Source organism: Vibrio sp. 2096 (assembly GCF_033339595.1).
In the GTDB taxonomy this organism is placed as follows: Bacteria; Pseudomonadota; Gammaproteobacteria; order Enterobacterales; family Vibrionaceae; genus Vibrio; species Vibrio alginolyticus.
In genome coordinates, this window is the sequence record NZ_JAWOUX010000012.1 from 124625 (window position 1) to 140420 (window position 15796).

General features: G+C 43.1%; 15 protein-coding genes. 5 read left to right on the top strand and 10 right to left on the bottom strand.

The features are described 5' to 3' along the window. The first annotated feature begins 9 nt into the window (after window positions 1-9). From R7Q41_RS19550 to R7Q41_RS19570, 5 genes are all read left to right on the top strand, one after another. Complete coding sequence (locus R7Q41_RS19550) at window positions 10-870, top strand: HlyD family secretion protein (RefSeq protein WP_225477602.1); 861 nt, start codon at window positions 10-12, stop codon at window positions 868-870. Window positions 871-883: 13 nt separating this feature from the next. Continuing rightward, on the top strand, window positions 884-2239 hold the full coding sequence (locus tag R7Q41_RS19555) for an FUSC family protein (protein WP_206970898.1): 1356 nt from the start codon (window positions 884-886) through the stop codon (window positions 2237-2239). A 301-nt stretch (window positions 2240-2540) separates the two neighbouring features. After that, on the top strand, window positions 2541-4193 hold the full coding sequence (locus R7Q41_RS19560; RefSeq protein WP_318144642.1) for a hypothetical protein: 1653 nt from the start codon (window positions 2541-2543) through the stop codon (window positions 4191-4193). 232 nt (window positions 4194-4425) lie between these two features. After that, complete coding sequence (locus tag R7Q41_RS19565) at window positions 4426-6465, top strand: carboxylesterase family protein (RefSeq protein WP_318144643.1); 2040 nt, start codon at window positions 4426-4428, stop codon at window positions 6463-6465. A gap of 101 nt (window positions 6466-6566) precedes the next feature. After that, window positions 6567-8018, top strand: a complete 1452-nt coding sequence (locus R7Q41_RS19570; RefSeq protein WP_318109160.1) for a phospholipase D family protein — start codon at window positions 6567-6569, stop codon at window positions 8016-8018. Window positions 8019-8076: 58 nt separating this feature from the next. Here the strand turns inward: R7Q41_RS19570 and R7Q41_RS19575 are convergent, their stop codons facing one another. From R7Q41_RS19575 to R7Q41_RS19620, 10 genes are all read right to left on the bottom strand, one after another. Next, window positions 8077-9735 (bottom strand): autotransporter assembly complex family protein, encoded by a 1659-nt coding sequence (locus R7Q41_RS19575; protein WP_318109163.1) that lies wholly within the window; start codon window positions 9733-9735, stop codon window positions 8077-8079. A 335-nt stretch (window positions 9736-10070) separates the two neighbouring features. Beyond that, on the bottom strand, window positions 10071-10535 hold the full coding sequence (locus R7Q41_RS19580; RefSeq protein ID WP_005377099.1) for a DUF2846 domain-containing protein: 465 nt from the start codon (window positions 10533-10535) through the stop codon (window positions 10071-10073). Between the two features lie 169 nt (window positions 10536-10704). Continuing rightward, window positions 10705-11331 (bottom strand): LysE family translocator, encoded by a 627-nt coding sequence (locus tag R7Q41_RS19585; RefSeq protein ID WP_033907480.1) that lies wholly within the window; start codon window positions 11329-11331, stop codon window positions 10705-10707. Between the two features lie 327 nt (window positions 11332-11658). Then, window positions 11659-12285 (bottom strand): LysE family translocator, encoded by a 627-nt coding sequence (locus tag R7Q41_RS19590; RefSeq protein WP_017821466.1) that lies wholly within the window; start codon window positions 12283-12285, stop codon window positions 11659-11661. Window positions 12286-12414: 129 nt separating this feature from the next. Beyond that, window positions 12415-12768 carry a DUF1428 domain-containing protein gene (locus R7Q41_RS19595; RefSeq protein ID WP_017821465.1) on the bottom strand — a complete coding sequence of 118 codons (354 nt, stop codon included), beginning with the start codon at window positions 12766-12768 and terminating at the stop codon, window positions 12415-12417. A gap of 97 nt (window positions 12769-12865) precedes the next feature. Then, window positions 12866-13471, bottom strand: coding sequence for a hypothetical protein (locus R7Q41_RS19600; protein WP_017821464.1), 606 nt, complete (start codon window positions 13469-13471; stop codon window positions 12866-12868). Window positions 13472-13552: 81 nt separating this feature from the next. Continuing rightward, window positions 13553-13849, bottom strand: coding sequence for an antibiotic biosynthesis monooxygenase family protein (locus R7Q41_RS19605; RefSeq protein ID WP_033907479.1), 297 nt, complete (start codon window positions 13847-13849; stop codon window positions 13553-13555). 143 nt (window positions 13850-13992) lie between these two features. Next, window positions 13993-14280: a putative quinol monooxygenase gene (locus tag R7Q41_RS19610; protein ID WP_005377083.1), complete on the bottom strand. Its 288-nt coding sequence runs from the start codon at window positions 14278-14280 to the stop codon at window positions 13993-13995. Between the two features lie 138 nt (window positions 14281-14418). Then, window positions 14419-15060, bottom strand: coding sequence for an alanine--tRNA ligase-related protein (locus tag R7Q41_RS19615; protein ID WP_206970904.1), 642 nt, complete (start codon window positions 15058-15060; stop codon window positions 14419-14421). Between the two features lie 142 nt (window positions 15061-15202). After that, window positions 15203-15748: a GNAT family N-acetyltransferase gene (locus tag R7Q41_RS19620; RefSeq protein WP_053304370.1), complete on the bottom strand. Its 546-nt coding sequence runs from the start codon at window positions 15746-15748 to the stop codon at window positions 15203-15205. Window positions 15749-15796 lie beyond the last annotated feature (48 nt).

Consider the following 15796-nt stretch of genomic DNA (forward strand, 5'->3'; position numbering starts at 1 on the left):
GCAAACCCCGTGATTAAACGTTATCTCATCACATTGCTACTGCTTTGTGCCGCTGGCAGTGTGATTTTCAGCTATTACCAGTCGTACTCAAGCAGTCCTTGGACACGAGACGGTCAAGTCAGTGCATACATTGTCTCAATCACACCGCGTGTGACAGGACAAGTCATTAACGTGTATGTCGAAGACAACTCGCAAGTGAAACAAGGCGATTTACTGTTTGAGATCGACCCTAGCATCTACAAAGCGGCATACCACAAAGCGTTGGCGACTCAAAAGCAGGCGGTCGCTCTGTTAGCAAAAGCAAAAAACGAAGAGCAACGCGCACTTAAGTTAGAAAAGCGCACACCTGGAGCCGTACCGGTACTGACATTGAACAACCTAAACAATGCGGTAGAAACGGCGGTTGCCAACGTAGAGCTTGCGAAAGCCAATGTTGAAGAAGCCAAACTGAACCTCGATTACACAAAGGTTTATGCTCCAACGAATGGTTACATCACTAATTTGAACTTACGCGTCGGTTCTCAAGTGGTCGCTAACTCTCCGGTCGTAGCCTTAATTGATGAAGACAGCTTCTGGATAGAGGGTTACTTCAAAGAGACAGATCTGGTAGGCGTCAATCCTGAAGACATCGCTTATGTAACCTTGATGATGCACAACGATGTGCAACTAAAAGGTGAAATAAAAAGCATCGGCTACGGAATTGCAAAGCAAGATGGCAGCACAGGCAACGACCTCCTGCCAAACGTCAATCCGAACTTCCAGTGGATTCGATTGGCTCAACGTATTCCCATCAAAGTAAAACTGGATGAACTGCCAGACGATCTGCAACTTCGCGTGGGTATGACGGCTTCTATCAAAATCATTAAATAATTCGGTGATTGTTATGTTCAACGCCTCTACCAAAGAAGCGATCAAAGCTGCGCTCTCTATCGTTATCGCGATCTGCCTCGCCTTATGGTTTCAATGGGAGAAACCTTACTGGGCGGCAATTGCGGTCGCGGTGATGGCATTGAACGAAAGCTTCGCACACTCGATAAACAAAGGTAATAACCGATTGCTGGGAACCTTATTGGGCATCGGTTATGCCTTCTTTCTTATCGCGATGTTCTCTCAAGACCGCTTTTTGTTCCTCACCTTCTTCACCTTGTTTTTGGGTGTGTGCATATTTATGTCGAGCGACGAGAAGTATGGTTATGTGTTTACCATCGGTTTTGCTGTGTGCTCAATTGTCGCCTGTATGGGTGGTTTTGATAATCAAGCAACATTTCACTTCGCCGTCCTTCGTATGCAGGAGACGATTCTTGGCGTGATCACCTTTTCGGTTGTCTATCGCTTAGTGTGGCCAATAAACACGGAACAAAACTTCGTTCAGCGTTTTGAGACAAGCCGTGAGGCAATGCTTAACGCCATGAATAACCCTCACCACATTGATATCGAAGCACTGGAAACCAATACGACTAACATAGAGAAACTGTTCCAATTGATCAGCTTGCCGCTCACTGGTAGCTACCATTTAAAAGAGCATCGTCAGCTATGGCGCGCGCGTTTAAATGAGATGGCGCAAATCCAAGACCGATTGCTAGAACAAGCCGATAAGCCGCAACGTAATGAGATCGATTGGCCAACATTAGCACAGCAACTTCAGAGCTTTGATATTAAAAAGCCGAGAACCTCGTTTGTTAGCGACGTCCCTTTTGTCATTCAAGGAAATAACAACACTGTCTGGCATCATGAGCATCGAACCTTCATCCAGCATTTGAATGAAGACAGCAGAAAGGTACTGCAAGGTGTCTCCATGTTCGTAGCGTCGCTGCTGATCTGGATTTACCTTCCTGTGCCCGGAGGGTTCATTTTCCCTATGCTGGCCGGTGTATTCTCATCACTCGTCCCTACCATGCCTCCGAGTATTATTAAGGATGCTTTTTTTGGAGTAATAGGCACGGGGACGGTAATCCTTCTGCAATATATTTTCTTAATGCCAATGATGACCGAGCTATGGCAACTTGCCTTGTTCTACTTCATCAACATCATAGTGATTTGGAAGGTCTTTTCCACACCAAAGCTGATGGTACATAGAATCCTAGGTATTAACTTATTGGTTGTTTTGACATCGGGTGCGCTCAACTTAACCCCAGCGTATCGAATTGAAACGCCATTGCTAATGCTGGTAAACATTATGATCATTTTGATGATTGCAAAGTTGTTTACCGATCTGTTCCGTGTTCGCGTTACGGCCTAAGCATCACCTCCGTTCTTGAAACTAAAGCCCTGCATTGCTTTTGCTCTGCGGGGCTTTTTGCTTTGTTCGCTGCCCTATTCCTGCCTCACCCATAAAGCGAGGATAGTATCCATCAAAAGCGATTAACGGGATTTCTCTACCCACCATAAAATCCTCTCATTGATTTACGAAATGCAATTAAAAACACGGCATTCACAACATCAATCACAGCAAACACATCTATCTAACTGAACAAGAAGTTCAGTGACACATTAACTGTCTGAGTCTCGAAGGTTTGAGGCTATTCAGAGTGGAAATCGTCATGAGTTTTTTTGAAATACGCGCTAGCAAGACATCTTCTCTTACTGTGCTAGCGAGCGCACTAATGCTTACTACCCCCACTTTTAGCTTCGCCGCAGAAGAGACAACTTACAACGAAGTAGTGGAACAAGGTCGCCAGCTCTTCGACAAATACGGTATCAGCCATGAGCTACCGAAACTGGCCATCAGTTCTCTAGTACAAGGCGAGCACTTGGTAGAGCATGCTCACCGAACCGTTCAAATCGGCAACGAGGTCCGTGATTCTTCGGTGTTCCTTGTAAAAAACACCGACAGCAAGGGCAATATCGATCTACGCATCAAATACAACCCTGAAGAGCTGGATAAGAACGAAAAAGTGTTGGATGAAATCGAAGCCTTCACACGCACAGAATATCGTCTGCGCAACTATGCAGAGAGCTTTGATTCTTCATCGGTACGAGCTAAAGAAGATCAAAACGGCAATGTCGTTGTCAGCTTCAATTACTCAAAATACGGGCTTCCACAAGACATCGCCTATTTTCGTTTCTTAAGCGTCGATATCGAACTCGTTAACGGTGAGCCAAAACGCATGGTCATCACTAACGACAAGCCTTTCACACACCACAAATACAAGGTGGATACGTACCATCAAGAGAGCCGCTTTCAAAAGCTGGATTCTGGAAAACTTGTGATTGCGAGCAAACACACTGAAATTGTTGGCTCAAGCAAAAATAAGCCATTGAAAATGGTCAGCACCCTTAAACCTGTCGCAATCTATGAGGATGACATTGGTGTGCAAGTGTTGGATGAGAAACGCTTGAACGAAGTTTCTGACCCACGCATGCAAGAAGCCAGTGTAAAACTTGATCGTATCTTCCCGTTAATGGGCGACATGGTGCGTCGACAAGGCATTGATCTGCATCTGCCGTTTGGTGTGTCAATGGCTTACCGTAACCAAGATATGAACATCCCATTCAATGACTTCACTATTGATGGCGTGCGTCTAAACGACCTATTCGACCCAGAAGACACCGTCGGGATTGTGAACGCAGAGAGTTTTAGTATTCGTGGTGACGTGAACATCCTTCCTTTTTGGAACGTGTTTGGTTACGTCGGCAAAATCAATGTCGATGCGAACGTGGATGCGGGATACACAGGTGAAGGTGGCCAGTATCTAAAAGACAAGCTTAATGATCGTCTACCGGGCTTAGGCGACAAGTTTTGTGATGGTTTGTCTGCGCTATGTAATCGCGGGCGACTGAACGTGCCAATTCACCTTGAATACGATTTGCGCGGTGTCGGTACAACACTCTCGGTTGGTTACAAAGAGTTCTTTGCTTCTGTGACTGGCACGTACTCTCAGACACGTTTAAAAGGCTTGGATGATTGGGGTGACGGCATTGTTACCGTTCAACCGATGCTTGGTTATCAGTTGGTCGACTACCGTACCCAGTTCTTTGTCGGTGCTGAATATCAAGGCTTGGACTCTCGTATGGATGGCCGAGTAAAAACCGGTGATATCGAGTTCGATTACGACATCGGTGTCGAGCTTAACGAGTGGGCATTCCTGACAGGCTTCAATAAGCAAATAGGCAAGAACTACAACCTGACCATGCTTTACAACAAAGGCGAAACACGTGACTCACTGACCTTGAACTTGGGTTATCGCTTCTAATCGCACAAAGAGATAACACACTTAGAAATAACACATTGGTAGGCCATTGAATGGTAGGACTGCATCCTACAAAGGTGATTATTGAAACTGTCACCGATGCCCTACCATTTGAGCCATCAATACAACAAACCATCCAACCATTCACGGATTAATACCAAAGCGTCAGGACGTCGCTTGTTAGATGCCGTTTAATATTTTCGGTGTACGCACCAAATGACTTTTGGACATAACAATGACTTTACTCAATCGCTCAACTTTAGCCATTACCATCACTCTTGCCTTAGCTGCTTGTGGTGATGATTCAAGTAAACCTAGCGTTCCTTACGATCCGGAGCCATTACAACCGTTACCGCCAGAGCAAATCTCTTTGGAAATTGGTGATGCGACCATTCAAGCCACTAAAGAGTCCCTTGTCATCACACCCCTTGATGCGGATGAAAAACTGGCAGCGGTAGAGGCGTTCAAAGGTATCCAATTTGCGCAAGCAGACCGCTTTCAACACAGCATTGTGGCCCCACTTGAAGGCGATATTGATGCGACTCAGTTCGGTGATGCGTGTCCGCAGTTAAAAACCACCACACAAACGCAGTCAGAAGATTGTTTGAATCTAAACATTTGGCGACCAGCCGGGACAGAAGCGTACGCAGATTTGCCAGTTTATGTCTTTATTCACGGTGGAGACTTTGAATACGGCGCGGGCTCAGAACCGCTGATTCATGGTGATATGGTGGTTGCACAAGGTGCTGACGATGGTAACCCGTTTATTGCTGTTACTTTTAACTATCGTTTGGGCTTGCTGGGCAGTGTTTGGGTCGATGGTTTGGACAACCCTGAGGGCGGTAACTTTGGCCTAGGCGATCAAAAACACGCGCTTGAATGGGTTCAACAAAACATAGAGGCATTCGGCGGCAATCCGCAGAATGTGACACTCATGGGTCAAGGTGCGGGTGCCATGTCGGTAGGAATTTTACAGCAATCAAAAGGCGATGCTGCAATCGCAGGTGAGCACTTTCAACGTGCCATCATGCAAAGCAACGCTTACGGCTTTGAATATAAAAGTTACGATGTTGCCAAGAGCCAAAGACCAGAGCAAAGCGTTGAAGATCTGACGTTACTACCACTTGAAGAGGTTATGAAGGTACAGAGCGAGATGCTTGATCCTATTCAGCGTCTCAAAAACTGGGTACTGACCGCTGCGAATATTCCGGTTATCAGTCCAACACGCGACAACAGCCCATTAGCTACGTTGATGCCATTTGCGCCTTACATCGAGCATCGCCCACCAGCGTTTCTAGTGAAAGAAGTTCCAGGCTATCACTTTACTGAACAAGCGATTGAGAGTGAATGGATCGTACCGACGGTAATTGGCTCAAACAGTGCAGAAAGCAATACTCTGGGCATGCTACCGAGCCTGACATTTTTGATCCCAACTATCATTGAAATCTTGAGCCAAGAAGCGCCAGAAGTCATTGAAAGTGGTGACGAAAACTTAATCGTCGAATACATGGTGGAGTGGCTAGAATCGGAAACGAACTTAAACCGTTTACGCGCTGAATATCGTTCATTACTCAGCGATTCAGCTTCGATTGAACTCGACCTTTCTGACTTATTGGAACTGCTGCCTAGCACCGCTTATGAGGCGATGACTAAGCTGTTCTTCGGTTTGGGGAACTCCGATTCAACCACGGAGTTACTTGCTCTGGCTGACTTCTTCCCTAGCGATGAAAGGGAACTGAATGGCGCGGCCAAAAACATGCAGCAATTCAAAACCACGTTGCATGATTTGCTCTTCACGGGTCCAAACCGTCATAAAGTTTCAACTGAAGAAGCAACAGGAGCGACGCCAAGCTTCTACTACTTTGACTACAAACCCGGATTCAACGTATGGACTTACAACACCAAAGGTGAAAATGGCGATCTTGACGTTGGTGATTTACTCAAGAGCATCAGTTGTATTGTGGGCGCTTGTAATGCATCGGAATTACCATTTGTGTTTAACAAGGCATTAAAGCTTGATGGTTCAAGTGTTCGCCCGGGTAGCAAAGACAAAGCAATGATGAACGAGCTCTCTCGTATGTGGTTTAGCGAACGTTTATTTGAAGACTTCCAATACAACAGCGCGACTGACCGAGTATTGCTGATCGATAACGATGGCGGTATTCAATCCACACAAGATTGGGACAATGCTCATCACTCAGGCATCGATCCAAAACTGCGCCAAGGTCGCCTCAACGGTCTCGAGGAACTTGGGCTGATTCTGAGTCACATGTAACGTTATCTTCAGTCACTAATAGCTCGTTACCAAATACCTAAAAGCCAGTTCACTGGCTTTTTTCATCCTTATTCCTTGAACATCATTAGGAAGGTTTACTCATGTTTCCTAACGCCCTTCGTGCCCTGCTACTCTTTATCTTCAGCGCACTATTGGTTGGCTGTGCCCAGCCCTACCCGCAAGTTGAACCGGATTTTGAAGCCAATTGGCAAACTACTCAGCATCAAGCCGAAGTTTACTTAATTCCTAACGCTCCGGAAGCCTTTGCGCGTCGCGTTGAACTGGTTAGAAATGCTCAGCAAAGCATCGATATGACTTACTTTTCTTGGGAGAGTGACACGCTTGGTTTGATGCTACTCAATGAACTCAAGCAAGCAGCAGATCGAGGCGTGCAAATTCGACTCACTCTCGATGATCTATTGGTTTTTAACGAGAAATGGCTTGCTGATCTCAGCGCTCACGACAACATTCAAATCCGTTTATTCAATCCGTTTGATTCACGTAAGTCAGGTTGGATTGGTCGCTCCGTCAACTTCTCTACTCATCAACAACGTTTGGACAATCGTCTGCACGAGAAGTACTTCAACGTTGACCATCAATGGATGATTCTAGGTGGACGTAACATTGGCGACGACTATTTTGGTTACAGCCGCAAAGCCAACTTCTTTGATATGGATGTCTTGTTCAAAGGCAGCATTATTCGAACGTTCGACCAGAACTACCAACAACTTTGGGACAGCGAGCATGTCACGCCAATAGAAAACATCGTTAACGTTACCCCAAACTATTCCGCGTTTACTCAAGCGCTTAATAAAGGTGAGAAAGACAAAAGCATCATTCTGGCGGAAGTTGAAAAACAGGTTAAACACCTGACCAGTCCCGACTTCATCACTGCGCAAGTCACCCCCGTTTTCGACTCATTAAACAAGTTAGAAAACAACAAACCCTACTTTAGAAAACGTGCAGAACACCAAGTTTGGCAACAAATAGCCACTGCGTCTAAAGCCGTGATATCAACGCCTTACGTGGTACCAAGTGATGGTGAATTTGCCTTTATTGATACCTTGATGGAGCAAAAAGCGGACATCACGTTAATGACGAACTCGTCTGCTTCTAATGATTCTGGCTTTATTCCGGCTTATTACGAGGAGCATCGCCAAACCCTGTTGGATAAGGGCGTTCATATACTTGAGTACAAAAACCAAGCGAAAAATGATGACCATTACTTCCATGCGGATACTTATTATCACAACAAGACGGTGATACTCGATGGTCGGCTGACTTATATCGGCTCATCAAACTTCGACCCAAGATCGGATTTCCTCAATATGGAATTTGGTGTGTTGGTCCAAAGCAGAGCCTTTGCAGAACATGTCATGCACTACTTAACTCGACAACAAGATGAACTGTTTTGGCGAGTATCTCGAGATGGACAAGGCCAAACTCAATGGCAATCAATGAATGAGATCCATACTAAGAATCCAAACTATGGTGGATGGCATAAGGCACCTAACTGGATATTCAAGAAACTGAATGGTGAGTTCGAACTCTAAACAATCAAGGCTTAAAAAGGCTCTCTATCTGCAAGGATGAGAGCCTTTTTAATGCCCGCTAAAACTGCGTTCCGAGCGAAAAGTGAACGCGGAATTGGTCTCCTTGCGGAGCATCTAAACCATAAGCAAAGTCCACTTTGACGGGCACGTATTTTGAATTCCATATCAAACTCAAGCCTGTACCACTTTTCCAATCCACCTTATCGTTGAAGGCATCACCAACATCATAAAATGCCCCAAGCCACAATTGGCGGTAGACCTGATATTGATATTCCAGCCCAGCAGTAAACATGTAACGAGCACCCGTTAAATCGCCATTTTCATCTCTAGGAGAGATAGACTCATACCCATAACCACGAAGATTGACATCACCTCCCGCAAAGAAGCGTAACGATGATGGGATGTCACTCAAAGCGTCAGCGACATTAATACCGACATTAGAACGAAAGTGAAACTTGTGTTTTTCACTAATATCCCATGACAGAACACTATTGCCCTCAATACGCAGCAAACGAGAATCGGAGAAAAAATTAGGGTCTGAGTATTCCAATGAGTAAACGTGACGGTGCTTTACTTCTAATTGATCGTTCTTGCGATCAAGCAGTGAAAATGTCACCCCCGGTAATAACAACTGTGATTCGTCATTCTCCGACGCTTGTCGATAACTTTCTTGCAAATAACGAACGTGCATGGTGCTTTGCCAATCACTGTCTAACTGCCAGTGTTTTTCAAACGATAAATCATTAGAAAAACTCGATGTGTCTCGATAGTCGACATGCTTAGATTCAAACTGAATCCCGTAGTAATCCGTTAGAACATTTTGGGTGGGGATTTTGTAACCAAGTAATAGCGATTGTTCCGGTTTGGAAGCGTACGCTTGTGCCTCAAAACTGTGTCCACGTGCGTTGTACCAAGGCTTGGTCCAGTTCAGCGAAGCGCGTAATCCCAAGTCTGTCGAATACCCTCCACCGACTTGCACAATATTGCGTGAATTCGGCTCTGCGAGCACTTCTATCGGCACCTTATGACCATCGGATATCTCCTCGAAATCCGCTTTCACAATCACACTGCGAAACCAATCAGTACTGGAAAGATCGGCCTGATATTGACTCAATTTCAAAGTATCAAAATCGTCGCCCCGTTCAAATGTTCTCATCGCTTCTATTCGTGCCGTTTCGATACCCGACGTAAGAACAGAGAGTTCTCCAAATTGGTAACGAGAACCACTAGAGAAATGCAGATTCACATGGGCTTGATTCAAACTGGGAATGACTTCCAAAGACGATTCAATAAAACGCCCATCTAAATAACCTTTTTGCTGAGCCAATGAAATCAAGTTTCGCTTTAACGTATCGTACTCAGAATGAAGCAACGGCTGACCTTGTTTAAGTTGAGCTTGATTAATTAATTCGATGAAATCCTGATCATTACTGGCCTCTCCCGACACAGCAATATTAGATTTTTTGACCAACATCACCTCCCCAGCGTCAACCTCAAGCGTGATGAAATCATTCTCTGATCTCTGAACGTTGAGCTCGGAATGATAGTAGCCATAAGGGTTTAACGCATTATTAACCATCTTCGTTAGTCGATTTGAGGTAATGTTTGAAACAGAGAGTTTCGTTAGTGGTGTAAGGTGACTTTCAAGATTTTTCTCTAATATTGGTGTTAGCCCTTTGATTTTAAATTGCGCTCCGAGTGCATGATGTAAAGGCATAGAAGCTAAAACTGATATACCTATTATTTGTTTAATGAGAGGAGACACACCGCTACCTAGTTTAGCAATACACTCAACAAGGTTAATGATGGAATGGCATATCAGTTAATCGCGTTTGTAGGATTGCTCCCTACGAAATCCTCTCGAAAATTCACGTTTCACAAGTAGATACTTTGAACGATAAATTGGCTCAAGCTAGGAGGTAGCAAATCATGCGGTCTGAAATAGGTATACTGTTTGCCAAAAATACAAAACCCAACGCTGAATGGATCTCATCAAGCGTTGGGTTACATTGATAATGTGTTTTTTAATCTAAAAAGCGTCTGTTAGTAAAACTAGATCGAAGAACAGTTTCCTTTTTCTGCCATGTCGACTTTTAGTACTTCTGCTTTACCTTTGCTTTCGTCCACGAGTTCTACGCCCGCACCACCAACAAATACACCCATTTTAATGTATTGATTAACGAAATAATTACGACCCTCTTCCGTTAAGATAGTTAAGTGATTTTCAGAAAACTCAGACTCTGTACTTACTTGATGTTCTTTATTGCCTTCGACCTCATGGTAGAAAAACACACCAGGAGCGGTTTCACCAATACATTCTCCATCGACGTAAACATACTTTTTAAGTGCTGCTCCGACAAAAGCATCTTCTCGGTAAATGTAAATCCCTGCGTTCCCCTTTTGAGGTGCTTCAAATGATTTCATTTGATTTGATACTGTCGAATCAACAGTAGGAACAGAAGCACAACCTGACAAACCCAAAAGGAATGCGGAACACAGAATTACTTTATTTTTCATGTTATTAACCTAGCTACGATAAAATCGCGCCAACCATACTATAAATAAATACGTTCACTTATTGGTATTTTTGAAATTTGTGATTCAACCTATGCAATAGCACTCATTTAGCGTATAGATTGAGCAAACATTAGCCATATAATAATCACGAGAATAAAATGCCCTGTATCTAACGATCACTAAATGCCACTTTACTCGCTAGACTGATAAGTAGAATACCTGAAACACCTTCAAGAGTTCTTGAATAACGCTGAGAGTGTGGACGACTAAATACCCAATTACCCACAGAGGCGTACAAAACGTTACATGTCGTCGCAAGTACGCTGAACAGCAAGCCAAGTACTAATAATTGCATTGATGTTGAGCTTGCAGACGTATCAATAAATTGAGGCAGAAACGAGAGAAAGAATAGCGCTACTTTTGGATTCAAGACGCTGACGATAACCCCCTGAACAAACACATTTTTATTATTATCAACATTTTTGTTTTCAACGATTTTACTTTCTCCACGCCACATAGACAGTAATGACTGAACACCTAAATAAACTAGGTAAGCGGCCCCTAACCATTTAACAACGCTAAAAGCCAAAGATGAACTCAGAATTATTGCTGACAAACCTAAACATGCCGCTAGTGTATGAAAAAAGTAACCAATACCAAGCCCCAGAGCCGCTTTCAACCCAGCAGATAATTTACCTTTCATTGTATTGGAAACAATATAAATTACATCAGGTCCAGGAATCATGTTGATAGCGAGACAAGCGACAACAAATAATAATAGTGAGTTTGAATCCATTCTTTTCTCCAAATTAACGTCTTGCGGGATAACATTTCATCGAACTACAAGTAATGCAACGTCCAGGTTTCAATTGGTTATATTTAGTATTAACAACACGTTACTAATACTACAGCACTGCGCGAAGAGCACAATCATGAACAGTGATACGAATTAAATTATGGGCCTTTGTTAGCCCTTTGAATGATAATATTTAGCATCGTTTGGTTGTAAGCTTTTTCTAGCCAGCAGCTCTTATGGAAGTTAACAAATCGGCCACTTAGTATACTTAATAGACCGTCAAATCAGATAGATTATCTATTCTTATTTCTTCAAGCCTTTTTTGCTTCATTTTCCTGCCTCACTAAGCAGCAACTTAATACTTGCCACACCAAAAAATAACGCGAACACGCCTTCAAAAACTGCTTTGGATCTGAGATAGGTTTGCCTGACCTTTTTATACGCGAAAAGAAAAGCATAGCCAAAGAAAACCAAAGCACTAACCAGCCCTACAACAAAAATGACCGACAACAATTCCAACGGACTGGCCGTAGGAGGAACCCCTATCGAATAAAGCGCACCAAAAAACAGAATAGCTTTTGGGTTAGTTAAGTGAATTAACACTCCGGTTAAGTAGTTACCCTTCTCTGTCGTTACGTATGTTTTGGGTAACTTTAGCTGCTCGATGTTGCAGGCAGAATGTACGGACTTTAAAGCCAAAAATAAAAGATAAAATGCCCCACAATATCTAAGAATTTCAAAAAGCCAAACATTGCTATAGAGTATGGTTGCGAGACCAAAAGCGGCTGAGGTTGACCAAAATAAAGACCCCGTTAAAACACCTGCAGCCAAATACCCTCCAAAGCGTCGACCGTGGTTCATTGACGTGCCTGCTATCGCAAGAGTTGCAGGTCCGGGGCTAGCGATGGCAGCGATAGCTGATACGACAATCAGTGAATAATTTATCTCTTCCATTTTTACTCTAAGCCTCCAAGTGGAGTTTTATCAACACTTATCGCGGAATACTCTATTGAACGTACATCAGAAGCGTAATACTGATTAAAACACCAAGTGTCACGAATCGAGTTGAGATTCTTTGGTATTTTACTGCTCCAAAATAACATCAAATCCGCCATAAATGAGACGCTTTCCATCAAAGGGCATTGGGTTATTGTCTGGACTCATTCGAGGATCACCCATGATCCGCTGCCACCCTGAGTCCCGAACTTCTTTTGAAGGCCAGACTACCCACGAAAACACAACGGTTTCGTTGCTTTCAGCGTTAACTGCCATGGGAAATGATGTGATCTCACCATCTGGTACTTCACTCCCCCACGTCTCAACAACCTTTAAGGCCCCAAACTCCCTGAACATTTCTGCTGCTATTTTTGCGTGTGCGATATACTTTTCTTTATTCGCTGTCGGCACTGCAGCGACAAACCCATCAATGTATGACATAAGTAAACTCCTTTCATTGGAGTTATAACCATAGCTCAATAAAAAGAATGCACATGATGCCAAACCATAGAAGCAGGTACGTAATACAGCTTGAGAGCTACATTCCTAGCTTGGACTTTATATGCATATTTGAAAGGTATGTGTTTGGATCAAGCTTGGTTAGCATATTTATAATCTCCAAAACACTCGAATACTCAATACGTTCCTCTTCAGCATGCCCGATCCCACCTATTGTAAAGTGAGTAAAGCGGTAATCACGATAAACGTTTTGCAGCTGGCTAGAAATATCTTTGAGTAATCTTTTACTGAGGGCGAATGCAGGGTATTCACTACTTTCTGAAAGCTCTGCTGTAGAGCCAATAGATACAATATTGCATTTATCGTTAAGTGAACCTAAAGCGTTAAGCTCATTGACTAAATTAAGATACCCAATCGGGCCAACATTCATAAACTCAATCAGTTCGTTTGTTGTCAATTCTGAAGACTCTCCCCACATGGACGCCAAATAAACTATGATGTCAAACTCTACACCTTTGAAGCACGTATAATCTGGCTTTTTACCGGGATCAACGTCAATACAAGCAGAAGCGACTCCCTCCTCAACTAGCTTTGATCTAGAAATCGCATAAATTTCTGTACCCTGTAAGTTCGTAGCCAAGAACCTTCCTAGACCCTTACTACCTCCAACGATTAAAATCTGCATAACCCTATTCCTTGGTTAAGGTTGTCTTTCATATTGTCCGCCAAACTGTTCATTAGGCATCACTTTAACGTTTCTATTGCCCTACTTAGTTCTATCTTCAATTTCATCGAATGGTTCAACTGAAATACGCTCTGCAATTTCACTCATCTTCTTCATTTTTTCTGGGTTACTAGTTCCCCAAAACCGCTCCCAGTCTTCACGTGTTCGCCACTTGGCAATAGTTAAAACCTTTTCCGGTACATCGTAAGAACGAAGCATAAAACTACCAAGCGCCCCTTCTACTGACTGATGAATTGAATCTGTCGTCGAACGCCATATATTTTGAAACTCATCCATTTTTTCACTTGGCACACGCCATTCATACACAACTCTAAACATAACACTTCCATTAAAATTTCTAGATTTAATACGGCAAAGTATTAAGAACACTAAGCCAGGTGAATAGCTGAATAAAGCAACATAGTAGAGCGTAGAGCAACATGAAAAGCAAAGTGTAAACGCTCTAAATCACTCCGATTCGATTAGTCATGCACACATTCAAAGATTTCGTATTGACGTTTAACATTGGCAGTTACTTTTCCCCAATGTGAGGCTTGAACTCTTTCCTGATGTTGCTTAAAAGAGGCTTTGTCGACGAACTCCTCATAGACATCAAAACGAAAAGGATTAGTCGAGCTTTGAGTCACAAGAAAAGTAAGGCAGCCCGGCTCTTCTAACGTGAGCCTTTTGTGAGTTATTAACGCATGTTTTACTAATTCTAAATCCTTTTCCGGAACTAAAATAAAGCCTTTCAATGTTACTTTCGACATATCATCCTCTCGCCCCTGTAACCTTTCGTTAAGAAGTAGCCAACACGCCCTCAATCTCAACCATCATATCGCAAATGTGAATCTCACCATGAATTAAAATGCCACGTGTTAGGAATCTATTTCTAATGCCCTATCGACTTACGAGCATAAGGTTATCTCTACCCTTTCTTTGCCTTTACCGATGTTCTTGCGTTTTAATTGAATTTGGCCGACTTCTGATGTGCGCTTTAAATGAGTGCCACCGCAAGGTACTTGCGCAAACCCATCCACTCTCCAATACCTTCTTTCACTCTCTTGATCGGAAAAGTCACTAATAATAACTGAATCAGAGTTAATCAAATCTTGCACATCAGTTTCAATTTCTTTCAATAACGGACCAATATTTTCAGACCACTCGAAATCTATGCGACTCTTATTTTCAGAAATATGCGCGCCTATCTTAACAATGCCTTCCCGACGCTGATAAAACATCTCGAGCACCACTTCAGCCGCAAAGTGTAGCTTCATTAAGGCGTATCTACGCTTCCAATCAATACTCGTAGTTACAATGTCACCAAGAGTAAAATTTGGAGAGGATTCCAATGTGTAAATAAGTCGAACACCTAACTTTTGAGCAATCAAAACCGGAATACCATTAATCGTTCCTTTATCACTCTCTTGGCCTCCAGACTCTGCAAAGAAGATAGTCTGGTCCAATTCAACCTTATTTCCGTCTACATTGCTCACTCTTGAGTTAAGTTCTGTTTGGTAGGGATTAACCCAAAATAATTTCTCGCTCATGCTGCTATCCTTGCAGTAAGTCCTATCTTTGATAGTACATTCAGTGACCACCAAGTCAATTCAAGAAACCTCACCGTCAAATGTAAGGCTGTGTATAGAGCACGAGCAGGCTATACCTATTAGATGCGTTTAAGGCCGGATACTAAACGCTGTCTAGGGGTTTAGCTAACAACCCGTAAATTGCGGAATCTGAGACTACTCCATTCACTTCCCAACGCTGCCTTAGGAAACCTTCCTTTATAAAACCTAACCGTTCCAAGACTTTACCTGAAGAAGTATTGTCTGGATCTATCTCAGCCTCGATTCGACGTAGATTCAGTGTTTTGAATGCGTGTTCGATTAATGCAGTTCCCGCCTCTAATACAATGCCTTTACCCCAGAAATGACGACTAACGCCAAAGCCAATTTCTGCGCGCCTAGACTCTTTCACGTGATTAAACAGCATTATCTTACCCAGAAGTTGGCCATTGCTCTTTAGGAAGATGCCTAGTGTCACTTCTGTATTGCTATTCATGGCCTGTGTACTCTTGGCTATAAATGTCCGCGCTTCTTCAATTGAAACCCAAGGGCCAGAGTTCCAATATTTCATGACCTCATGGTCTGAGAAGATGTCAAACAATTCGCTTGCATCATCTTCAACTAGCTCTCTTAGAATTAATCGTTCCGTTTCAATCTTTGTTACTAACATTTTGGAGCCAGCCTTTTGGTTTGTTATTGGTGACGAAAATACAATAAA